The following is a 22,513-nucleotide window of genomic DNA, read 5'->3' on the forward strand; positions in this document are numbered from 1 at the left end:
TTGCGTTTTTTTCTTTGATGAACGAGTTAAGATTCGGGCTCCATGACCAATCGCCAATGTGAGTCGAGCACGGGTGATGGCGTGTAGTAGAAGTGCTGTTCGCCACTGTGTAGGTAGCTGAGATACTCACTCAATATCCTACAAGTAGTCTGTTCGCACGTTGGGTTGCTAAACAATACAACTTCATCAAGGTCACTATTTGCAGGCAGTGAAACACACGAAGATGGCTCCTTGTTTGGGTTGATGCACAGCAAAGCCGCGCGTGTGGTGAGTTTTTCCAAAAGGGTAAAAAGTGCCTGTTCGCCAAGTGCATTTGGCGCTTTTATTTCCAAGCGTATCTCGCTAACCCCCTTAAGCTGCATAAGCGCATCGTCGAGATGCTTTGTGAAATCGGCCAGCGAAACATCATGCAGCGCCCCTATCTCATGCAGCTCACCTATATCATGGAGTGCGTCTTGCTCATGTAGAGCGCCTATCTCAAGCAAGCCAATGCCATTGTCTTGACGGCCGCGAACTGCGAGGGCTCTTGTTGGGTTCGCTCTCCATCGCTCTGCCGACGGTGATTGTATGGCGGTTAGCCTTGATCCGCTCAGCTCGGTGAACATGGCCTCGACTAATGAACGCCATTGCTCTTCGTTTTGCGCCTGTGCCGCTTTGATCAAATAGGGCTGATAAAGCTGCTGCCACTCATCTTGAATTTGATCGTAGTGCGGATAGTTTGTCGCTACGCTTTGCCAAAGTTGCTGGTAGTCGTCTTCATAGCCCAATGAGTTTCGTGCTGCAACAACCGGTTGAGGCTCACGCAGCACAATCTTCACTTGGTCCGTATTGGAGCGATCACCACTGTCTTTGGCGTAAAGTTCAAAGATGTACGTTCCTGCAACGGTCGGGTTGAGCAGTGTGGCCGTAAAGCTGTCAGCGTTTAAAATGGTTAGGCTCTGTGGACCAGAAATTTGTCGCCATTGCTTGGTCTTGATAGAGAACACCAGTTTCGGCCAACTTTTGGCAGAACCATGCAGGGTAATGGTGTCGATGGGCAACGTATGGTATTGGTCGGAACCTGCGTTGACTGTTGGCTTAGTGTATTTGGTGGCATCACTGGCGTCATCAACATCGCACCCAGCGAGGAACAACAGTGTGGCTATTAAGACGATTTTGAGTAAGTTACACATCTTAAATCCTCCGGATCAGAAACTGTAGCTAATGCCAGTGGAGAGAAAGGCCTCTTCACTGTCGTAAAAATCGATATCAGAATCCGACTCTTGATAACCCGCCATAACGTTCAGTTGGGTATTTCGCCAGCCCCAAAGATCGGCATAGCTGTAGACGGAGAAAAAGCCAAAGCTCTCGTAATCTTGCTTGCGAGAAAAAACGGGGTTGTCTGCATCAAAACTGGCAGAGCTATTTCTCAGCGTTGTGATAACACTGTGTCTGCCTTGGGCGATAAGAAACGACATCTGTGCGGTCAATAATTGATTGCTTTTGGCATCGCCATCGGCGTCGCGCAGCGTGTAGTAAAATGCAGGGGACAGTACAAACGACTGGCTCAAAGGAAAGGAGATCTCTGCGCCAAAGCGTTGATAGTCGCTGGCACGCTTTAATTGTGAACGAGCTTCAGTGGTTAACCCTTGTGAGAGGCCGATGTCGTCATATTCAACTTCGCTGCCGGCGACAGCGTATTTCAAACTGATTGGCAAAGGGCTGGTGATGTCCATCGCGAATCTCACGCCACCGACCGTTTGCTCCGTTGTTTGCCTTTTTTGACCAGTGAGATAAGGGTCACGCCAGACTTCTTCCATGCTAGGGACATTCCCAAAGAGTGCGGCAGTGAGGATCATGGCGTTGTTGAACCGATGTGCAACGCCCAGTTCAGCTTGAAATTGCGCTTCTGCTATCTGTTCTTCACTATTGCCAAGAAAGAGTAACGTGTCGCCAAAGCTGTATTGCAATCGGCCAAGAAAAAATGGAGACGCTTGTGATAGCTTTTTGCCTTGGTTGGTGAGATCGGCGGTGATTTCATTATCTTCATGAGTGTTGTTTTGTGATTGGCTTTGGCCAAAGCCAATATTAATACTGATGGTGCCGCTGAATCCGGGATCAAACGGGTCCGGCTCTGCCAAGCTATATGAAGAGGCGAGTGCGGCAATTGCACTAAGTAGTATTGCCGCGTGTGTTGGGGAAACTTGCATGCTAATTCCTTGTGAATGACGTTTGAAAGCCATTCCAAATTAGCATTCACCACATCGATAAATCGTTGGCGTTTTATGGACGGATTGTGTCCATTTTGGTCACAATTCCGACTCGGCAGTATTCGGATGCAGCTCAGGCCACTGCAGTTCAATCGCAGCACCACCCAAAGTCGATGACACCACTTTCGCGTTGCCTTTGTGCCAAAGCATGATTTGTTTAACGATCGCCAATCCTAACCCATGTCCTTTTTCGCTACTGCGTGCTTGGTTATCAAGCTGAGTGAAAGGTTCAAAAATGCGTTCTGCGTGTTCATTGGGCACACCTTGGCCATCGTCTTCCACCGTAATGTGAAATGCGCTGCCACTGTATTTAAACGAGACAATAATGGTACTTTGAGCAAATCGGCTTGCATTGGTAAGAAGGTTTTTCACCGCGCGCATCAATCCTTTGTTGTCGATGAACATGCGGTGCTGTTTTAACTCTGGCGAGCAGTAAAACTGGATATCGAGATCGGGATGCTGAAGTTTGAAATCATCGATTTCATTGAGCAACTCCCTAGCAAAGCAACATGGTGAAAAATGGGTGATATCGGCAATCCGATTGTAGCGAGAGAGCAGTAAATTCTGATTGATGAGATGGTCGAGATCATCAATGCTTGTGTGCAGTGCGCGTTGATATTTCTCTTTTTGCGCGTCGCTGGTGTGAGGATCTTCCAGCATCTCAATCGCAAAGCGCAGCCGATACAATGGCGTACGTAAATCGTGTGCGACGGCGTTGGTCAGCTCACGCTGCCGAGCAATGAGACTCTCGATATTGTCGGCCATGTTGTTGAAGGAGTCACTGAGTTGAGAAACCACCGAGAGCTTGGAAGCTCGCGCCCGTTGTGACAGTTTGCCTTGGCCAAATTCGGTGGCGGTTTCCACCAGTCGAGTTAAGTCACGCCAAAGTGGATAAACCCACAAAATCAAAGCAAGCGAAATCAGTAGGAAGAACATCAGCGCGATGGTGGTGCTCAACTTGAGTTGTACGGCTTGCGATAAGTTATCTTGGACGTGTAACCACAAGCCATCATCGATGGGGGCAAGCAGCTCGACGCGTCCCTCATCATTGATATAACTAACAATCTCGTCGGGGGAGTTCAACAAAGCGAGCTTGGCAGTCTCGCTAAGTTGCGTTTCGTTGGTCAAACTAATGTGGACAGGGAGTTTGGCGTTGGTTTGTGCTAGCGTGTTTTTCCACTCACTTTTAGGCAGTTGACGCAGATCTTCAATCGCTAATGAGAGTGTACCCTTGGCCTGATTGAGCACTGCATGCTCGGTGGATTCGTTAAGAGCGATATATAGCACTTGATCACTGTCGCCAACTCGTTGTAAGAGCGCCATTGGGTCGGCATAAAGAAACGTTACTTGGCCTTGTTGTAGTGAAGCATAGATGGTGTTGTCGGCTTGGTAGTCTGCCAACGGTTGGAGCTTTACAGGGTAGGCAAAGCTTTTGGCATAGTGGTCGATCGTTTGTTGCCACTGAGTCGTGGGTTGCTGCAAGAGTTTGTTGGACAACACCTCAAAGTTCACCCGATAGATCGGCTTATAGAAATCTTCGGAAAACTGCTCGTTGAGTTTTAAAACCGGGTTTACACCACTGGGGATGATCAACAAAGTAGTCGGTACAAACACCGCCAACCATAAGATGGCAAATGCGCGAATCATATTGAAACCTCCCAAGAAGAGGCACACAGCTGATAACCAACGCCGCGAATGGTCTTGATTAAGGTTGGTTCGTTGGGGTCATCATTGAGGGTGCGGCGCAGGCGAGAAATTCTTCGGTCGATGGAGCGATCTAATCCGTCATATTCAAAGCCGCGAATGTGCTGTGCGATGTCATCGCGTGATACGACCTGGCCAACGTGTCTGGCCAAGAGCAGCAGCAGTTCAAACTCAGAGGTGGTCAGTTTGAGCGCTTGCTGATGCAATGTGACACTGCGGTGTTGCAAATTAATCACCAAAGGACCGAGTTGTAAGTCATCTTTGCTGCTTTCTGCCGTTAAACGCTCGTGTCTACGCAGCAACGCACGAATGCGCGACAGCAGTAATCTTGGCTTTACTTGCTTCACGATGTAGTCGTCTGCGCCCAGTTCTAATCCCATGACTTGGTCAATGTCGTCATCTAGGGCTGTTTGCATCAAAATCATGCCATGGTACTTACTGCGTATCGCTTTACACACTTCCATGCCGCTTTGCCCGGGCAACATAATATCGAGAATCACCAAATCAGGTTGGTTTGACAAGATTGCATCGACAGCATGAAAGCCATCCGAGACGATATCAATCTGAAATTCATAGTTTTGTAGAAAATCTTTGATCAACTCAGCGAGTTCCAAGTCGTCTTCGACAAGAATAATCCGATATGAGGCTGGTGAGGTCATAGTGTTGCGTGGCAGAGAGTCAATAATAAAACTATAACCCAGTTCAATGAATCGCTCTGTGACCATTTGTGACCAAGTCACAAAGTTGTGATGTGTTTTATAAAATATTAAGAAGCAATAGAAAAAGAGCCGCTCGAATCGGCGGCTCGCTGTGATTAGTCTTTGTTCGACCCTGAAATCAACTTGTAGGCCACCGCCCCTAGTAGTGCGCCTAAAATCGGCGCAACCCAGAATAGCCAAAGTTGCGCGGTGGCCCAATCGCCAACATAGAGAGCAACGCCGGTACTTCGAGCAGGGTTGACCGATGTATTGGTCACTGGAATGCTGATGAGGTGGATAAGTGTGAGGCACAGACCGATAGCGATGGGCGCAAAACCTTGAGGTGCACGCTGATCTGTTGCGCCAAGAATCACCAGCAAAAACATCATGGTCATCACGATTTCGGTCACCAGCGCAGAAGTCAGCGAATAGCCACCGGGAGAATGCTCACCATAACCGTTAGAGGCAAAACCCGAGCTCGCCGCATCGAAGTCCATTTGACCAGAGGCGATGGTATAAAGCACGCCACCGGCAATGACGCCACCAATCACTTGAGCAAGGATATAAGGAACAATTTCTTTGGCTTCAAATCGTCCGCCAGCCCATAAGCCAATGGTGACGGCAGGGTTCAAGTGACACCCAGAAATATGGCCGATAGCAAAAGCCATGGTGAGCACTGTCAAACCGAACGCGAGGGATACGCCTAGCAGGCCAATCCCAACGTCCGGAAAGGCGGCCGCCAACACGGCACTGCCACATCCACCAAGCACCAGCCAAAAGGTGCCAAATAATTCCGCCAGATATTTATTCATACAATGTCCTATTGAGAGGGGGAGTATTGGAATAAAAATAGCCGACAATCAGCACCTTGCTAGAAAGTGTCGTGATATTGTGTCGCGAAATTCTCCTTGGGGCTGTGTTTTCTTAGAGCTAAGAAATGTTTCACCATTTTGAGAGGAGATTGCTCAGCTCATCTATCGAAAAGGCGTGCAGGTAGAGGAAAGAAAAAGCGTTCAACCAAGCAGATAAGGAGATTAAGTAAGCTGCTCTAACTCGGTAATATTGTCGAGTGCTTGTTGATTGGTTGTGCCGCAAACCACAGGGCACGGTTTGAATTCATGGCAAACTTTTGGGCGCTCCGGCTGACCAAACAGTTTACAAAGATTGTGTTCGTTGAGTTGAATGCAGCGTACACCAGCAGGTTTACCATTTGGCATTCCTGGAATGGCGGAAGAGATACTTGGGGCGATGCAGCAAGCGCCACAACCGAGTCTGCAATCCATCTTAGTTACCTGTCAAAAATCAAGGGGCGCGATAGTAGCAGAAATTTACGATGAACTGAATGGACAATTTTTGCCCTTGCACTTTGAGGCCCGCAGGAGTATAAAACGGCTCCCGCAGTAGAAAGTAAGAAGAAGTCCTATGAGCACACCATTTTGGCAATCAAAAACTTTGCGAGAGATGACAGAGCAAGAGTGGGAGTCACTTTGCGATGGTTGCGGAAAATGCTGTTTGCACAAATTAATGGACGAAGAGACCGATGAAGTCTTTTACACCAATGTGGCTTGTAGCTGGCTAAACAGTAAAACCTGTTCATGCAAAGATTACCCAAATCGTTTTTCTTCAGGTGAAAACTGCCTAAAGCTGACTCAGGATAAAATCGCAGAGTTCCATTGGCTACCGCGCACCTGTGCTTATCGCCGACTTTCAGAAAACCAACCTTTGCCGGAGTGGCATCCTCTTATTACCGGCTCTAAGTCAGCCATGCATGCAGCAGGGCAGAGTATTCGTAACCGAGTGGTTTACGAAATTGATGTGAAAGATTGGGAAGACCACGTCATTGAGAATCCAGATTACTAAGTACTGGCTAAGAGGCAGAGACAAAAAGGCACGAGAACGTGCCTTTTTGCTTATTGAGTCGTGCGCGCACTCGCTTTATGCAACTTCCGCACTTTCGAAGAAAGTAATCTCAGGCTCTTGTGCCAACAAGCCATCAATATTTGCTAGCAAGGCATGAAAATATGGCTGGTCGCAGTGGAAATCGAAAGCGGCTTGATCAGCAAATAATTCTTGGAAAAGGAATTTGGTGGCATCGTTTTTGTCTTTTAAAAGTACATAACGTAGGCAGCCTTGCTCGTTTCTGGTGGGCTCGAGCATAGCCGTCAATACTGAATGCAGTTGGGTCTCTTTGCCTGCTTGGGCAACAAAAGCCGCAGTAACATGAATCATTGTGTTTGGTCCTCTTTGTTATGGGCCAACTCAAACATCGTGTGTTGATGTTGGCGTAAAAGGCTGAATTTAGGGTACAGGAGTCTAGGCCATCGCGAACAATGGCTACTCCTAATGAATTTTTAAAATAATGTCTAACCCTAAACTTAAGCCGAAAATCGTATTCGAGTGATGCTTATTGGTAGCGGCCTTGGCGCTGCAAAAACTCGATTTTGTATCCGTCTGGGTCGGTGATAAAGAAGAAGGTCGCAAGGTGTTTTTGGTTGTGATCCATCGCTTTCACATCACTGGGTGCTATCCCTAAATCGCGTAGGCGTTTATGAGCGAGTTCGATGTCTTCGACGCACACTGCAAGGTGGCCGTAGCCTGTCCCATGTGTGTAGGGATCACTCATGCCGTGATTGTAAGTCAACTCAAGCTCGAAGCCGGTGGTCTTGTTGGCGAGGTAAGTCAGAGTGAAAGTATCGAAAACAAATTGGTCTTTGATCTCGAGTTCTAGTGCATCACGGTAGAAAACGATCGATCTGTCGAGATCGCTGACACGGATCATGCTGTGAATCATTTTGGTCATGGTGGTTCCTCATTGCGAGGCGACAGAATAATGTTGAGAAACCAACCTTTGGTAGTACGTGAGTATTACATTTAAATTTGTCTATTTACGAGCTCTTGACGCGCCACTTCGATGACGTTAGTGGGTTGGCGAGCATACATCAAGCAGGCGCAACGCAGTAGCGAGGCAAAGTTTGAGACTTCACCATTGTGCTCAAGTGCTTCGCGATAGACGGTACTGATGAACTTCGGCACGGTTAGCTGCTGAGCGTCAGCAATCTCTTGTAAAATATCCCAGTAACTGGCTTCCAGTTTGACGCTGGTGGCGTGTCCGTCTATTCGGATCGAGCGTGTAATGGTTTGGTAATTTTCTTTGGGCTGCTTAGCAAAAATTTCACACATAGCGGGAAGGGCACCGTTAGGGTTGAAAAGCGTTACATACTGGCGACTAATTGGTATTCCGTCAACCTCTGGAAAAATCGCTTTATTAGCGCGCAAAATAAAATAAGAAAGCGCCATCTGGCACTTTCTTATTTGAATCAAAGGCTTTACCTGCTCATCAACCGAGCTTATTTCACCTGATTTTTAATGAACTCGCCCAACTCAGAGTGGTGCAAAATGCGTGACACAGGGAGAATGGTTTCTGCAGGTCCCCAAGCAAAAACATTCACTGGTGTATGGGTGTGTGTGCCTGTCCCCCAGACGATATTTTGCTTAGTCGCTTGCTCACGAGCGATCAGGTTGGTTCTGTCGTTGTATGGGAAAAACGCATCAAAGTCGTTAATGGCTGGCACGGTTTCCTCAGCAAGATAGCTGTGGTTGGCCAAACGATATGGATTGGGTTTGTTCTTCAGGATGTTTTCAGCTTGGCCTGCGGTAATCGAAAAATCACTATTTTTATTGATGATTTCTGCTAGTTTTGCCGCGGTTTGCTGATTTTTATCCAACTTTTCAAACGCACTAAGCATGCCATAGTAGCTGGTTTTTTGGTTGTACAAACCATCGAGAATATCGAAAGCACCAAAGTTAAAGTTCGGCGCGTAATCACGATTTTCGAATGCTTTTCCTGGGCGTTTCTCTGGTTTTGGCAGATTATAGCCTGAGTAGCTAAAGCCAAAAGAGCCGGTTTCATGGTCCGCCGTGACAATAATCAAAGTGTCATCACGATCTTTAGCCCATTGGTAAACCGTATTAATCGCTTCATCAAACTTGATCATTTCATGCAGCATTGAACCGGCATCATTGCTGTGGCCAGCCCAGTCGATTTGTCCGCCTTCAACCATCAAGAAGAAACCGTCTTTGTCCTTGGCTAGGATATCCAAGGCTTTGCTGGTCATTTCTGCCAGTGTTGGTTCTTTGCGCTCTGCGTCACCTTTGGTTTGGCTGTAGGTGATGCCATCGTACATGGCTGAGTTGGCAAAAAGACCCAAAAGTTTCGTCCCTTGCGCTTGCTCTAGCATGGTTTTATTGAATGCCAGAGAGTAACCCGCTTGTTGCGCTTCCGTCAGCAAGTTGCGATCGTCTTTGCGTTTGGATTTTAATGCAACGTCACCTTGAGTTAGGGCTTGTAACTGTTGATAGGTTTCACCTTTGTCGTTTGCCGATTTTGGAATCCAATGACGCAAACCACCAGACAGCAGCACATCAACATCGGTAGCAAGCATGTCAGCGGCAATTTCATTTTCCAACGAGCGATGAGGCTGGTGGGCGGCAAAGGCAGCAGGAGTGGCGTGCGTCATGCGAGTGTCGGAAATGATGCCGGTGGCTTTGCCCATACGTTTGGCTTTTTCGAGTACGGTTTCGACGCTGTTCCCTTGCGAATCGATGCCGATCACTTCTGAACCTGTCATGATGCCGGTCGCCAGCATGGTGGCAGAACAGGCTGAATCCACCACAATCGCGTCTTCTGGATGCGTCAGCGATGAGCCGATAACGCCTTCTTGAGCGAGAGTGTAAAGTGCGGTGGTTTTGCCTTGGTAGATGGAATTTGGCGCGTTGTTGGCGTAGGTTTCCAATAGGCCAACTTGTTGTGGCCCCATGCCATCACCAATCATCAAAATGACGTTTTTAATTTCTGCAGAAAGTGCATTAAAAGAGAGCGTAGAAGTTGCTACAACGGCAACAACGGGTTTGATCAGGTGCTTCATTGTCTATCCCTTATTTATAAAAGCGGCGCCATTACAGCACTGCTTTGTGACACTTTTGCTGCAGACACAAAAACTTCATGAAAGTGAAAAAATCAGTAAAAAGAGCGCGTTGTGACAAACTTGAGCGAGCAATAATGGCGTCTGATTGAGCAAAAGAAAAAGCTCACCGAAGTGAGCTTTTGAGTAAGGGAGTTGAAATTCATGGGCTAAAGCGATTTGGGGATAGCGACAACGCGCTATCATTTTTTGCTAAAACCAATCCTTGCTGTTCCACTTCAGTGAATTTCACCTCTGCATCCAGCAAAGAATCGATATATAAATAGCGATTTGTTCTACATGCTTCAACCAATGAAATTTGTCGTGGCGAAAAATGCGCAGGCTCCCGACAATGTTCAACCCCCAGTAGAGAGGATAAGTGTAAAAATCACACCAAAATCATCAACAAACCACCGATAGTGGCAGCGGCAGAAAGATATTGTCCTGCGGAATAGGAGCCATCATCTTCCTCTTTTATCTTGTCGGGATGGTCCATGCCTAACGCGCCGTAGGTAAAGGATTCCACTTTGTCGCCCACGGTTTTGTTTTCCGCTTCGACTTTTTTGCTCTCTTTATCGATCTCTTGGAGCGCAGAAAGCAGCGCTTTTCCTTCTTCAGAAAGCGTCACTTTGTTTTGTTCTACCTGCAGCGGAGCTGGGGCACTTTCCTTTGCCGCATTTGGGTTAGCTGTCTGTTTCTGTGCTGAAGCGTATGCTTCGACAGGTCTTGAACCGACTGGATTCATAACCATCTCCTAAGCGAATCCTAAATACTCTATCGGCGGCGTTGGAGAAAACTTGTGCAAAAAAAGCCTGTTTTGCCGCTTTTTTAATCAAGCAAAAAACAGGCCTAACTGAGATGGAAGTTGAAAAGAATCGCGCTATTTGCAGGTCAGATCGTCATTACGTTTTTTTAAATCCTGAAACGCCTTCATTTGATTGCTTTTTTGCACATAACGTACCGGCGGTTCCAGTACCAGTAGTTGGTAATCGCTGCCTTGCTCATCGACGCTTGATACCGGAGAGATCACCACCACCTTTAAGGAGGGATCACGACGCAGAATCGAGTGAGCGGTGCCTAAGCCCTGCTCAATATGAAATTTTCCTGCGACATGGATAACTTGCGTGTTGGGGTGTTGCTGGCGGTAGTTGACGATCGATTCTGCCATGGTTTCATCCCAAGTCACTTGAGCAGCAAACTGTTTCTCGGTTTGCTCTGGTTTGCCGTGGTGCATCGACGCCATGAACTTGCTTTTGTATTCGCTTTCACCGGTGTTGATTTCACTCGCCAAATAGCCACGCTCCTCTTGGGTTAGCTTATCGAGGTAAGCCAAACCTTGGCGGCCAATGCAACGTACCGTGCTTTTCGGTGCGTTCGCGGCAATCACATCCATCTGTTTGGATTTGGCCAGCTCAATCAAAGGTCGGTAATCACTCTCGTAGTTTGGCCACGCATTGCCTTGTTGGATAAGCACTTGCTCACCAATCTCGCCCGCCAAATATTGGTTCACTATGGTTTGTTTATCGCGGGTAAATTGTTCCATAGATAGCGCGACGCGGTGTTGTGTACTGAGCGTTTTGAGCAGGTCGGTTTGGAAGCGATGAACACCCGCGTGCGTGTGCCATTCGCCAATTAAAATGACATCCGCATTTTGAACCGATTGAGGTAATTGTTGCAGTGAAAGGGCAGTACCTTCTGGCGAGTAAAGCTGGTAGTCGTAGAAGCTTAGTGGGTCGCTTGTGAGCGCTTGGTTAGCACAGCCGCTCAGCATCATTGACGCCAAAAGAAGAGAAATAGTTGATCGCATAATACTGCCTCCATTAAAAACGTCGCAGAGTGTAATGGAGGCGGTCTAGAACTTCAACAATAATGAGAATAATTCTCTTTATTGTTTTGTCTGGCTATTTTGCTGTTTTGCGGTAAACACGCAACATGAAATCGGCCTCACACTGGAACAGTGTAGCGGACTTTAGCTCGTCGCGAAGGGCATCGCTGGCTTTCCAAGCAAAGGGGGTCATTTGCAGTAAGTCAAACGCATCTTGGCCTGCTAAGTCCATTACGTAATTGAGCTTTTCTTGGTGCTCTAGCGTAAATCCATCCATTTGCTCTGGTTCTTCGCTATGCAGTTTGAGCTCGGCGTAAATCTTCTCTTTCAGTTGCAGTAAGTGGCGGCCAGCAGGCGTTACCGTGATCACAACGCCATTGTCGGCAATGCATCGCGCCAGCTCTTCGGCCTTGCATGGTGCGTAAATGCGGAGTATGCCGTCCAACGCTTCGTCTGCAAAGGGAAGTCGATGGCTGGAAGCGACACAAAACTTAACATTAGGGTAGCGTTTTGCCGCGAAACGAACGGCGATTTTGGAAATGTCCAAACCAAATGTTTTGGCTTCTGGGTGCTGCGCGACCAAGGTTTTGGCGACTTCATCGGTGTAGTAACCTTCACCACAACCAATATCGAGCAGGCGGTGCGGCGTACCTTGCAGGTATTGGCGGCAAAGTTGCGCCACTTTTTGACGCATTGGGTCGTAATGGTTGCCTTCAAGGAAGCGGCGGCGAGCCTGCATCATCTCTTTGTTGTCACCGGGATCTTTTGAACGTTTGTGATGGGCAGGCATCAAGTTAACGTAACCTTCTTTGGCCAGGTCAAATTGATGATTATTGGAACATTTGAACGTGCGCTCTGCTTGCTCTAACGCAAGGTGACACAAGGGGCATTGATACGCCATGAAGACCTCAAAAAGGGGCGATGAAACAGGCGGCAAAGTCTAACAGGAACCGCCTGTTTTAACCAGTTTGAGTCTCGGCAGGCCAAGATTTTACCCGCCGAAAAAGACTTATTTGGTGTGGTATTGCTCGCAAGCAAGCATGGTGTTTTCGATGAGGCTGGCCACCGTCATTGGGCCAACACCACCGGGCACTGGAGTAATGAAGCTGGCGCGTTCACGAGCCTTGTTATACTCCACATCACCAATCAGCTTACCCGATTCAAGGCGGTTGATGCCGACATCGACCACGATCGCGCCTTCTTTGACCCATTCACCAGGAATGAAATTTGGCTTACCGACCGCAACCACGAGCACATCAGCTTGGCGAACATGGCCTTCAAGATCTTTCGTGAAGCGGTGACAGGTGGTCGTGGTACAACCTGCCAGCAGAAGCTCGAGTGTCATTGGGCGGCCAACAATGTTTGATGCACCCACGATCACCGCATGCTTACCACGTAGTGCGATGTTGTAACGCTCAAGCAGCGTAATGATGCCTTTTGGTGTGCACGAACGCAGTTTAGGGATGCGCTGCGCTAAGCGGCCAACGTTGTACGGGTGGAAACCATCCACATCTTTCTCTGGATGAATGCTTTCTAGCACGTGCGTGCTGTCAATGCCCGCAGGAAGAGGAAGTTGAACCAGAATACCGTCGATTTCAGCATCATTATTGAGTTCATCGATCAGCGCCAGCAGTTCTTCTTCTGAAGTTGAAGCGGGTAGATCAAACGATTTAGAGACAAAGCCCACTTCCTCACACGCGCGACGCTTGCTGCCAACGTAAACTTGAGACGCTGGATCTTCGCCAACCAACACAACGGCTAAGCCAGGCGCACGTAATCCCGCAGCTACACGAGCTTTTACGCGAGCAGCGACTTCGGATCGAACAGTTTGGGAAATGAGAGTTCCATCGATATTTTGAGCAGTCATGACTTTCCTTAAGAATACGAATGGCAAAAACTTGGCGCGTATTGTCGCAAATGATCAAATAAATATCTATACGCAAACGTTTGCTTTGGGTCGTTTTTAAGCATATTTAATGTGGACGCCCTTTTTTTAGCCATTTGATTCAGTTTGTTAAGAAAACCCGTTGATTTACCGAAATGAACTCGTATAATCCTGTCCCTGTAGCGCGCCCTTAGCTCAGCTGGATAGAGCACGTCCCTTCTAAGGATGTGGTCGTAGGTTCGAATCCTACAGGGCGTGCCATTTATTCTAAGGCCTCAGCATCTCATGGTGCTGGGGCTTTTTCGTTTTGGTCATTGTTCCCTTCATTTGGATTGTCCGGGCTTTGTCAGTAATGTCACGATGGTGTCAAAGCGGCCAGCTCATATTGACTTTACCGCGTCCAAAAAATAGCATGCCGCTCGTTTTTATAGCGCGATGGGCAGTACTCATCGTTTCCTTTTCATTTATTGAGGTACAACAGAAACCTATGGACTCGTCGAGTAGTCGAATATCACAAAATGGTTTTTTCGAGCCTTCGAAAATGCCAACGGTTTTCTGCTAGCCTGCCAATCTACACTGTTAGCTTGTGCTGGGTAGTCGATACCCATTGGCATAAGCGAATACTGCTTTTCCTCGTTAATACCATCTCTTTATTGATATATGCCTTCGGCCGTTTGCCGCAGGAACGATACGCTTATTGATTTGCCTTAAGTGCGTTGTCGCATCTAGAGCAATAAGCGACGACATGTCATGCGTACAACTTTGCGTCCAATGAAAGGGCGGAGGTGGCTGCGTGGGTTTCTTTGTCCTGAGCGACACTCAGGAGAGATAACCATGACTCTATTACAGACACAAAAAATCGATAACGCGAACGCACAAGGCGTTTGTGGCGGTCACGCTGTGCACATCGATACTCACACTAACTTAAAAGATGCGTCTATTTCGATGATGTATCGCAAGCGTGTTTTCTGGTTGGTGCTGCTGGTTTTCGGCAACGTTTTTTCAGGCGCTGGGATTGCTTATTTTGAGGAGATCATCCAAAGCCATGTGGCACTTGTGTTTTTCTTACCCTTACTTATCGACAGTGGCGGTAATGCGGGTTCGCAATCGGCCACTCTAATGGTACGTGCGCTAGCGACAGGAGAAGTGATGGCGAAAGATTGGGCGAAAATGCTCAGTAAAGAGCTTTGCATTGCCGCTCTTCTTGGTATCACTATGGCTGGTGCGGTGTCACTGCTGGGCTTTGTGAGAGGGGGGTATCACATCGCGCTTGTGGTGGCGATCACCATGCAGATTGTGGTGATTGTTGGATCTGTGGTGGGCATGTTGCTGCCGTTTCTGCTCAGCAAACTTCGATTTGATCCCGCCTCTGCAAGCGCGCCGTTGATCACGACCATTGCCGATGCGATTGGGGTGATGATCTATTTCTCTGTGGCAAGCGTGTTATTGGATTTACCTACCGTGGGTTAACGACTAAACGCCAGTGCAACGATTGAGTTTTTTCTGAATTTTCGACAAATTTTGCACGGTTAATAGGAATGTTGCATCAAGTTGAGTAGATTATTGGCTTAACTACTTTGGCTTGATGTAACAACCTGGACGTACCTGTGATCATTCGAGTAATTGAGAAGTGGCTTAACCTGAGCCGCTGGCATGAAGATTTTAGGGAGAGCTCATTTGTTTTTATTGCGCTCTCTTTTTTAACGGCGATATTTTCGTTTTTTCTCTACTACAACATTTTTATTGTCCCTTTTCCTCCGATGATTTTGCTCGATGGCCTAGGTGTGTTGGGCTGTTTGGTTGGCTTCTATTTTCTTAAAGATAATCGGCGTTCCCGTTTAGCGGGCATCATTGCGGTGGTTGTGATGATGGTGATCAGCTTGCTTTATATTGCTGACACGGGAAATGAGGAATTTGCCCTCGCATTTACTTTAGGCATTCCGGTGATCTCCATTTTTGTTGTCGGTTATCGTTTGGGGGCGACGTTTAGCGTACTCAATTTTGCTATCATCGCTTGGCTCTGTTTTAGCCAAATGCCGAACTGGACGGCAGTGCCTTTCGACAACATCAGTTTTATCCACTTAACGGTCATCTATTTTACTTTATTTGCTATCGCCTATTTTTACGATTCCGGCCGCAGGCAAACCATGGCGTTGCTCAAAGAGTCCAATGCAAAACTGCAGCAGCTCTCAGTAACGGATGCACTCACTCAGCTACCTAACCGTTTGTATATTGAAGAGTTTCTCATCAACTCAAACCAAGTGCATTGGATTGTGATTCTCGATATCGATGATTTTAAGAAAATCAACGATCGCTATGGGCACGATGTTGGTGACAAGGTATTGCAGATTGTGGCGCAGAAAATTGAAAGCTGTGTTGGTGGCAATGGCGTGGCTTGTCGCTGGGGAGGAGAGGAGTTTCTCATGGCTTTTTATCTGCAAGAGATTGACGTCATAGAGGACAAGATTTTCCGTCTGCAGCAAGAGATCGCGACGTTTGAGTTTGGTTTACGTAGCCCGATCACCTTCAGTTGTGGCGGGGCGCCGCATCAGCCTAAACATTATCGCAAGGCGTTTCGTCAAGCTGATGAAGCACTCTATCGAGCCAAAAAAGCAGGGAAAAACAGCTTTGTTTACGATGTGATTGCCAGAGTTAGTTAGTGTATTGCGCTAATTTTTAGCGAATGGCGTAGTGATTTATCTTGTTCTCCAATATTTTTGTTGAACAAATTTGGGTTTTTGTTGTTTTTTTAGTCGATTGTTTTATAAATAATTGCGATGCGTCTCATTTATAAAATATGAAATTGTTATGGATTGATTGCATAAGCTATTCTCCAGCTTTATTTGGCTAGAGTAACTTTATGAAAACTAAAATCATTTTATGTTCAGCGGTACTAGCAGTACTTTCTGGTTGTGCGTCAGTACCTATGGTTGATTCTGAACTCTCCGATCAAGCGAAACAGTTTGCAGCGCCAACCGAAGGTAAAGCGGGCGTTTATGTTTATCGCCCAGAATCTGGCATTGGTGGTGCGCTGAAAAAAGATGTGCATATTGATGGTGAATGCATTGGTGAAACGGCACCGGGTGTTTTCTTCTACCATGAAGTGGATGGTGATAAAGAGCACATTGTCAGTACCGAATCTGAATTTTCTCCAAATGAACTCACCTTGTTTACTGAGCAAGGACGTCTCTATTTTGTTCAGCAATACATCAAAATGGGGGCATTTGTTGGCGGTGCGGATTTAGTGGTTGTCGATGAGTCAACGGGTAAATCTGACGTTTACAAAACAAAAATGGCGATCAAGGGCAATTGCTCTGCCAAGTAATTCGACGCTCTCGTCTACAGACCCAAGCTTTGTGCTTGGGTTTTTTCTATCTACGATAAAGAGGCCATAGGTTCAGAGTTTATAGGCGAAGAGGTTATTTCTGTCGCATTCCGTCGCTTTTGTTTGTTATTCCTACTGTTTTTTATGTCTGGTTATTAAATCTTTTGCATTTGTTGCCGATAACAAGGTTTTCTAAGTGTCTGTTATATGGGGTAAGTTATGAAGTTTAGTCAAAAAGTCATACTGGCTTCTTCTGTGTTGTTGCTTATCAGTATCGTATTGCTGTCCGTTCAACAATCGCTATTGGTCAAAGACAAAGTCGAAAAATTGGTCGAAAGCAGCCTGATGGAGTTGGAGCAAGGGGTGCGAGATGCCGTCAGTGCGCAGATGGAAAGTAAACGCGCTTTGGCAAAATCTACGCAAGAAATCATTGAACTTGCGCCACTTGATCAAGGCTATGTGGCGGATGTGCTTGAAACCTCCGTCGTAAAACAAGGTTTTATCGCCGTTGGGCTTGGTTACGAGCGTGATGGTTTGGTGGTTGAAAATGACGATGCATGGGAAGTGGAATCCAGCTATGACCCAAGAACTCGCCCTTGGTATCAACAGGCAAAAGCACAAAATCGTTTGGTCGTCACAGAGCCCTATGTAGACTCAACCACGAAACAAGTGGTGATTTCTATCGGTGCCCCTGTGCGATCTCAGGAGCAGTTCATCGGTAGTTTGTTTTACGATGTGGATTTAGGTGGCTTAGCAAAATTGGTCAATCAAACCAATCTGTTTGATGCGGGTTACCTCTTCATTGTTACCCCAGACGGCACCACCATTGCGCACCCAGACGTCAACAAAAATGGTGAAAATATCTCCAGCTACCTTCCTCAGGTTCGTATTCAAGAAGGAGAGCAACGCTTTGAAAAAGAAGGCGTGTCCTACCTCGTGCGTTTAACCAAGGTTGGCAGTGAAGGTTGGTTTGTTGGCGCTGTGCTCAATGAATCGACGGTTTATTCAGCGATCAGCGAAATGCGCAGCAGCTCCTTGATTTACGTGGTAATCGCAGTGGTACTGAGTGTGTTGGCTCTTTCTGTGTTAATGAAAGCGTTAATGCGTCCTTTAGGGGCGTTGAACGCCGCCATTCAGGATATTGCCAGTGGCAATGGCGATTTAACTAAGCGCCTTGATACCAATACCGATCCAGAATTTGCGGAAATGGCGCGTGGTTTTAACCGCTTTACTGAAAATCTTCAGCAGCAGGTGATTCAATCGAAAGCGATCAGTGCCGAGATTCTCAATGGAACCGAAATGTCGGTGATGGGGGCTGAGCGTGCTTCTTCCGCCGTTGGTAGCCAGCTTCAAGAACTTGAACAACTGGCGACAGCCATGCATGAGATGTCGGTCACGGCGCTCGAAGTGGCAAACAATGCACAAAGCGCGGCACATGCCGTGAAAGAAGCAGATCAAGTGACGTCGGCCGGGTCGAAAGTGGTCAGTGATACGACCAATGCCATTAGCCAACTGTCACTGCGAATCGATCAAGCGGTAGAGGAAGTGCAGGGCTTAGAAAGCGCGACCACCAATATCGAAACCATCTTGAAAGTGATTAATGAAATTGCCGAGCAAACGAACCTCTTAGCCCTAAACGCTGCGATTGAAGCCGCGCGTGCGGGAGAATCGGGACGCGGTTTTGCGGTGGTGGCTGATGAAGTTCGCACTTTGGCATCACGCACGCAAGAATCCACGACGCAAATTCGCAGCATGATTGAGCAGTTGCAAGCAGGGGCGAGTTCAGTCTCTTCTGTGATGGGCGAGAGTAAAGCCACCACGGATGTGGCAGTGACGCACGCACAGCAAGCTGATCATGCCTTACAAGAAATCCGCGAGATCATGCAACGAATTACCGATATGAACCTGCAAATCGCGTCTGCCGCAGAAGAGCAAAGTCTTGTTGCGGAAGAGATCAACAGCAATACGGTGAGAATTAAAGATCTTTCAACCGAAGTGTCTCAGTTGGCGGCTCAATCGAACGACGCCATGGCGCAGCAAACGGTGTACGTGCGACAGCAAGATGCCCTGTTGAATAAGTTTATTGTTTGATGTCATTCTGAATCACTCTTTTGAAGATAAGCCCAGCCCATACCGGCTGGGCTTTTTTTGTCTTGTATTTACTGAGCATGCCAGAGTGTGACAACGGCAATGATATGTGCAGGTGGTCTTGGCTATAGTCAGCTCTCGTTCAGTTGTTGAGTAATAAAAATGATTAAAAACAAAGTGTTGTCTAAGGTTTCTTTTGCGCTTTGCCTTGTGGTGAATACATCAAATGTTTACGCTGATTCTCAGCCTCTTTCTTTGCCCAGTGGTGAGGAATGGCTAACGCATGCCGCGCAAGGGCTCGCGCCTTATTGGATGATGGAAAGCGCGCAGGGTGTACCTGTGGGCAATTTCCCCACCTTTCGCTGTGATGATGGCTCGGTATTAAAGCGGGATAGTGTTTGTCCGGAGTTAGATCGAAGTTGGATTTCTCCCTACTTTACGAGGGACTACACGCGAATGAAATCGCGACAGATCTATGGTTATAGCGTGCTGTACCATCTTACGGGCGATACTGAAGCGCTAAAACTGGCCAAGCAAGGGGCTAACTATCTGATTCGCCATTTGCGAGACCAAGAGCATGGCGGTTTTGTCAGCTATACCGAGCAAGGCAAACCAGGCTTGGCGTGGCAGCAACGTACATCGCAAGATCAAGCGTATGCTTTGGTGGGTTTGGCGATGCTTTATTACCTAACCCGCGATGAACAATTGCAAGCTGTATTAGTAGAGCAACAGCGGTTTATTTTTGACCAATACCGATTATCAGATGGGCAAGGTCTGGCTTAGGTGCTGGCCGATGGTGATGAGCAAAGTGCCAAACAACGCGAGTTAGTGGCGCAGCTTGACCAAATTAATGGCTACTTATTGTTGGTGGCCCCTTTACTGCCAGAGCCGCACAAAACGCGCTGGTTGAAGGATCTTGCTTGGTTAACCGAGATTATGGTTAACCAGTACCATTCCAAAGAGGAACAACGTTTTTATGGCGCGATTCATCACAAAGCGATGATGATGCAAGAGGCGAAACACAATGACTTCGGTCACACCATTAAAGCGTATTGGATGACGTATCTGGCTGGTGAAAAACTGAACCGATCTGATTGGCAGACGTTCGGTAAACAAGGTATGCAAGTGACCTTGCAACGCGCGGAGTACGTTCCTTATTGGCCTGATATTGAAGCCTGGATTCCGGACGATTTGAAAGCGCGTTGGCGAGGGCATGACATCTCTACTTGGCGTGGCCGACCTGACAGCAATGGTATTTCCTCGTGGGAATGGGCAGAGTTAGATCAAGCAGCGCTCACGGTGTCGATGCTGGAGGGTAAGCCAAAGCCAGTGTTGTATTACACCTTACCGAGTTACCTGCAAATTTGGGTGGATCCAAAACACGGTGGCGTTGGGCTAGACCCGCAAAGTACCAAAGCGTTTCATTGGGGCAATGCTTATCATCAATTTGAACATGCACTCGTTGGGTACGTTGCAAGCCAAGCTTTAGCAAAACAGCCCGCCATTTTGTATTACGCGATGTCAGCGCAGAAGGCTGACAACTTGAACCCTTACTATTTTTCAGGGGATGCCGTCAGCGTTGAATCGATATCATCCAATAGCGCGGCGCCGCAAATCAAAGTCACGTTTAGCAACGTTCGGCCGTAATCGTTTTAGGCTTAGCAACAGCTAAGCCTTTTCTCTTCCCGTCTTTGCGCTACGTCGCTTTTTCGCCTGATTAAACCGCGAAACTTAGTTTACGTTTTTCGCGGCTATCATTCTTAGGTGAACAGGCGTATCGGGCTTATAATCTCGCCCTCATTGGGTGAGAGAGCCTCTCTGTATCCAATGCTATCTGCCTGATACAAAGAGCGTTCTATGATTGGAATCTATTTTCAAATCAATGACTGGGTTTTGTGCATTGATGAGAACAAGCTGTATCGACAAGATAGGGAAGTCTCCGTCGAGCCACGTCTAATAAATTTACTGCATTTCCTTGCTGAACACGTTGGAGAGGTGTTTGGTCGCGAGGAACTGATCCAGCACGTTTGGGATGGGGCCATTGTCACCGACCAAGTGGTGACGCAATCCATTTTTGAGCTCCGCAAATTACTGCGCGATGGGCGAGAAGAAAATCTCAGCTATGTGGTGACCGTACCAAAACGCGGTTACAAGCTGGTGGCCAATGTTGAGCGTTTAACGGCCAATCCTTATTTGTTGCGTCAGGCAGAATCTACCGAGGTTGAGTTGTTGGAGCCGGCAATGACCGAGCCATTGACCGCGGTACCAGAAGCCGAAGCCCCCAGCGCAAATGAAATGGTTTTTCCAGCAGGGCCACTCACACGCGCCATGTGCCAAAGTCAGCAACAGAAAAAGCCGAATCGACCCAATATCTCTCGTTGGCGTGTAAATGCATTCAACGCGCTGTGGATTGGTTTGGTGATCATTGCGATGGGCTTTTTTACCATCAAACAATCACAAGTGCGCATTACGCAAGTCGTGGATACTCATCTGATTGAATTCATGTTTCAAGATGACTATCACGCCCAAGCGTTAAGCCACGATCTGGCCGATGGTATTGCACAGAAGCTGATGGCCGACATCACTCAAGTGACCGACTATCGCGTGATGTTGAGTAAAACCGCGTTTACATCTGGCATTTTGCCCGGTAAATCGATCATGGTTCGAGTGAGCGATAAAGAAGGTCACGCCTTTATTGAACTGGAGTTAAAAAACAACTCCTCGGGCGCGGTGTTGTTTAGCCGCCAATACCCGTTAGACGCCTCGCATCTTGCGTCGGTTTTGCACCGAGCGGAAGTCGACATTATGCAGGCGTTACGTTTGCCAAACGCAGAGCAACAAGCGCAAATCTTGCTGGTGGATTTTCCTCAGCAGCCAGCGGCGTTGGCCTTGTATGTGCGAGCGAATCACTACCTCAATCTCTCTGATCAGCAGCAGGTACAAAAGGGGATTGATTTGCTTGAACAGGTGCTTAACTTAGAGCCGAACAATCATTATGTTCAGGCGGAGCTCTTGATTGCTTACCATGTTCAGCAAGCCTTGTCGGACATGCCGACGCTAAACCAAGAGCGTATTTTATTGCTGAGCAGCAAATTGCAAAGCGCCAGTGAAGCACTGGACGCGGTGGTTCAACCCAGAATTTACGAAGCGTTAGCGCTGCAAGCGACGGTGGATGAAGATCTGCCCTCGGCTGAGCGTTATTTGGCCAAAGCGCAGCAATTGCGTGAGTCGGTGCTCTCTTATGTACTGCAAGGGAAACACGCTGAATTGCGTGGTGATCTTGATGGTGCCAGTGATGGTTACAGCGAAGCCTTCTATATGGACACATCACTAGAAACCTATTTGTTGTGTGAGAGGCTGGTATTTCAATCGAATCTAAAATCGATTGACTACGCCATGTATCGCTCAGTGCATCCTTCGGTGGTGCGTTTAATGTAGCGACCCAGTTTGGGTTTGCCTTTCACCTTTGCTCTCAGACGTCGCTGCGTCTGAGAGCGGTTCATTTTCTTATCTTTCCCTTCTTTGCGTATGAACCTCATTGTGAGTTGCACGTCTTGTTCCATCGTCTATCTCCTTCCTACTTGAAGTTGCAGCGGTGTTGGCTACGCTCGTTCACTGGCACGCCAGCCCGGCCCAATCACATAGTCTGTCTATGTTCATGGGGATGACCTCACTTGCCGCCTACCTGCAACTCCAAGTAGTTTGGGTATATTCTCTTATTCTCTTATTCTCTTATTCTCTTATTCTCTTATTCTCTTATTCTCTTATTCTCTTATTC

20 protein-coding genes, 1 tRNA gene and 1 pseudogene are annotated in these 22,513 nt (G+C 47.5%); 8 read left to right on the forward strand and 14 right to left on the reverse strand.

Going from position 1 to position 22,513, the window contains the following annotated elements; all coding sequences use genetic code 11:
• Window positions 1–26: 26 nt before the first annotated feature.
• From PQQ36_RS17170 to PQQ36_RS17195, 6 genes are all read right to left on the reverse strand, one after another.
• Complete coding sequence (locus PQQ36_RS17170; protein ID WP_263180512.1) at window positions 27–1,172, reverse strand: PKD domain-containing protein; 1,146 nt, start codon at window positions 1,170–1,172, stop codon at window positions 27–29.
• 15 nt (window positions 1,173–1,187) lie between these two features.
• On the reverse strand, window positions 1,188–2,222 hold the full coding sequence (locus PQQ36_RS17175) for a DUF2860 domain-containing protein (protein ID WP_263180510.1): 1,035 nt from the start codon (window positions 2,220–2,222) through the stop codon (window positions 1,188–1,190).
• Between the two features lie 66 nt (window positions 2,223–2,288).
• Window positions 2,289–3,896 (reverse strand): ATP-binding protein, encoded by a 1,608-nt coding sequence (locus tag PQQ36_RS17180; RefSeq protein WP_263180508.1) that lies wholly within the window; start codon window positions 3,894–3,896, stop codon window positions 2,289–2,291.
• On the reverse strand, window positions 3,893–4,612 hold the full coding sequence (locus tag PQQ36_RS17185; protein ID WP_043877401.1) for a response regulator transcription factor: 720 nt from the start codon (window positions 4,610–4,612) through the stop codon (window positions 3,893–3,895). The genes PQQ36_RS17180 and PQQ36_RS17185 overlap by 4 nt, the downstream gene beginning before the upstream one ends.
• A 155-nt stretch (window positions 4,613–4,767) precedes the next feature.
• Window positions 4,768–5,463 (reverse strand): aquaporin Z, encoded by a 696-nt coding sequence (aqpZ, locus tag PQQ36_RS17190; RefSeq protein WP_263180506.1) that lies wholly within the window; start codon window positions 5,461–5,463, stop codon window positions 4,768–4,770.
• 222 nt (window positions 5,464–5,685) lie between these two features.
• Complete coding sequence (locus tag PQQ36_RS17195; protein ID WP_011079907.1) at window positions 5,686–5,934, reverse strand: YkgJ family cysteine cluster protein; 249 nt, start codon at window positions 5,932–5,934, stop codon at window positions 5,686–5,688.
• A 139-nt stretch (window positions 5,935–6,073) separates the two neighbouring features.
• On the opposite strand from PQQ36_RS17195, the gene PQQ36_RS17200 reads away from it, so the two are divergent.
• A complete protein-coding gene (locus tag PQQ36_RS17200; RefSeq protein WP_058645440.1) occupies window positions 6,074–6,511 on the forward strand; it encodes a YcgN family cysteine cluster protein in 438 nt (145 codons plus the stop codon).
• A 75-nt stretch (window positions 6,512–6,586) separates the two neighbouring features.
• Here the strand turns inward: PQQ36_RS17200 and PQQ36_RS17205 are convergent, their stop codons facing one another.
• From PQQ36_RS17205 to folD, 8 genes are all read right to left on the reverse strand, one after another.
• Window positions 6,587–6,880 carry a putative quinol monooxygenase gene (locus PQQ36_RS17205; protein WP_058645441.1) on the reverse strand — a complete coding sequence of 98 codons (294 nt, stop codon included), beginning with the start codon at window positions 6,878–6,880 and terminating at the stop codon, window positions 6,587–6,589.
• Window positions 6,881–7,055: 175 nt separating this feature from the next.
• Window positions 7,056–7,451 carry a VOC family protein gene (locus PQQ36_RS17210; protein WP_225470489.1) on the reverse strand — a complete coding sequence of 132 codons (396 nt, stop codon included), beginning with the start codon at window positions 7,449–7,451 and terminating at the stop codon, window positions 7,056–7,058.
• 71 nt (window positions 7,452–7,522) lie between these two features.
• Window positions 7,523–7,831, reverse strand: a complete 309-nt coding sequence (locus PQQ36_RS17215; protein WP_011079912.1) for a ribbon-helix-helix domain-containing protein — start codon at window positions 7,829–7,831, stop codon at window positions 7,523–7,525.
• Between the two features lie 167 nt (window positions 7,832–7,998).
• Window positions 7,999–9,576, reverse strand: coding sequence for an alkaline phosphatase (locus PQQ36_RS17220; protein ID WP_011079913.1), 1,578 nt, complete (start codon window positions 9,574–9,576; stop codon window positions 7,999–8,001).
• Between the two features lie 424 nt (window positions 9,577–10,000).
• The gene (locus tag PQQ36_RS17225; RefSeq protein ID WP_043920955.1) at window positions 10,001–10,357 is read right to left on the reverse strand and encodes a hypothetical protein; all 357 of its coding nucleotides are present in this window, start codon (window positions 10,355–10,357) and stop codon (window positions 10,001–10,003) included.
• Window positions 10,358–10,492: 135 nt separating this feature from the next.
• Entirely contained in the window at window positions 10,493–11,419 is a 927-nt protein-coding gene (locus tag PQQ36_RS17230) for a ChaN family lipoprotein (protein ID WP_045620550.1), read from the reverse strand.
• 94 nt (window positions 11,420–11,513) lie between these two features.
• The gene (gene rlmA / locus PQQ36_RS17235; RefSeq protein ID WP_011079916.1) at window positions 11,514–12,338 is read right to left on the reverse strand and encodes a 23S rRNA (guanine(745)-N(1))-methyltransferase; all 825 of its coding nucleotides are present in this window, start codon (window positions 12,336–12,338) and stop codon (window positions 11,514–11,516) included.
• Window positions 12,339–12,446: 108 nt separating this feature from the next.
• Window positions 12,447–13,304, reverse strand: a complete 858-nt coding sequence (gene folD, locus PQQ36_RS17240) for a bifunctional methylenetetrahydrofolate dehydrogenase/methenyltetrahydrofolate cyclohydrolase FolD (protein ID WP_011079917.1) — start codon at window positions 13,302–13,304, stop codon at window positions 12,447–12,449.
• A gap of 202 nt (window positions 13,305–13,506) precedes the next feature.
• Between folD and PQQ36_RS17245 the strand changes: the two genes are divergently transcribed.
• From PQQ36_RS17245 to cadC, 7 genes and pseudogenes are all read left to right on the forward strand, one after another.
• Window positions 13,507–13,583 (forward strand) — tRNA-Arg (locus PQQ36_RS17245).
• Window positions 13,584–14,156: 573 nt separating this feature from the next.
• Window positions 14,157–14,792 carry a magnesium transporter gene (locus tag PQQ36_RS17250; RefSeq protein ID WP_013571359.1) on the forward strand — a complete coding sequence of 212 codons (636 nt, stop codon included), beginning with the start codon at window positions 14,157–14,159 and terminating at the stop codon, window positions 14,790–14,792.
• Between the two features lie 137 nt (window positions 14,793–14,929).
• Complete coding sequence (locus tag PQQ36_RS17255) at window positions 14,930–15,982, forward strand: GGDEF domain-containing protein (RefSeq protein ID WP_045623894.1); 1,053 nt, start codon at window positions 14,930–14,932, stop codon at window positions 15,980–15,982.
• 200 nt (window positions 15,983–16,182) lie between these two features.
• Window positions 16,183–16,647 carry a DUF2846 domain-containing protein gene (locus PQQ36_RS17260; protein ID WP_130249926.1) on the forward strand — a complete coding sequence of 155 codons (465 nt, stop codon included), beginning with the start codon at window positions 16,183–16,185 and terminating at the stop codon, window positions 16,645–16,647.
• A 219-nt stretch (window positions 16,648–16,866) separates the two neighbouring features.
• Window positions 16,867–18,738, forward strand: coding sequence for a methyl-accepting chemotaxis protein (locus PQQ36_RS17265; protein ID WP_130249925.1), 1,872 nt, complete (start codon window positions 16,867–16,869; stop codon window positions 18,736–18,738).
• 159 nt (window positions 18,739–18,897) lie between these two features.
• Window positions 18,898–20,382 (forward strand): annotated as a pseudogene (locus tag PQQ36_RS17270) (AGE family epimerase/isomerase).
• Between the two features lie 210 nt (window positions 20,383–20,592).
• Window positions 20,593–22,173: a lysine decarboxylation/transport transcriptional activator CadC gene (gene cadC, locus PQQ36_RS17275; protein ID WP_206626800.1), complete on the forward strand. Its 1,581-nt coding sequence runs from the start codon at window positions 20,593–20,595 to the stop codon at window positions 22,171–22,173.
• The last annotated feature ends 340 nt before the right edge of the window (window positions 22,174–22,513 follow it).

Source organism: Vibrio sp. CCUG 15886, assembly GCF_028570825.1.
GTDB lineage: Bacteria > Pseudomonadota > Gammaproteobacteria > Enterobacterales > Vibrionaceae > Vibrio > Vibrio vulnificus_B.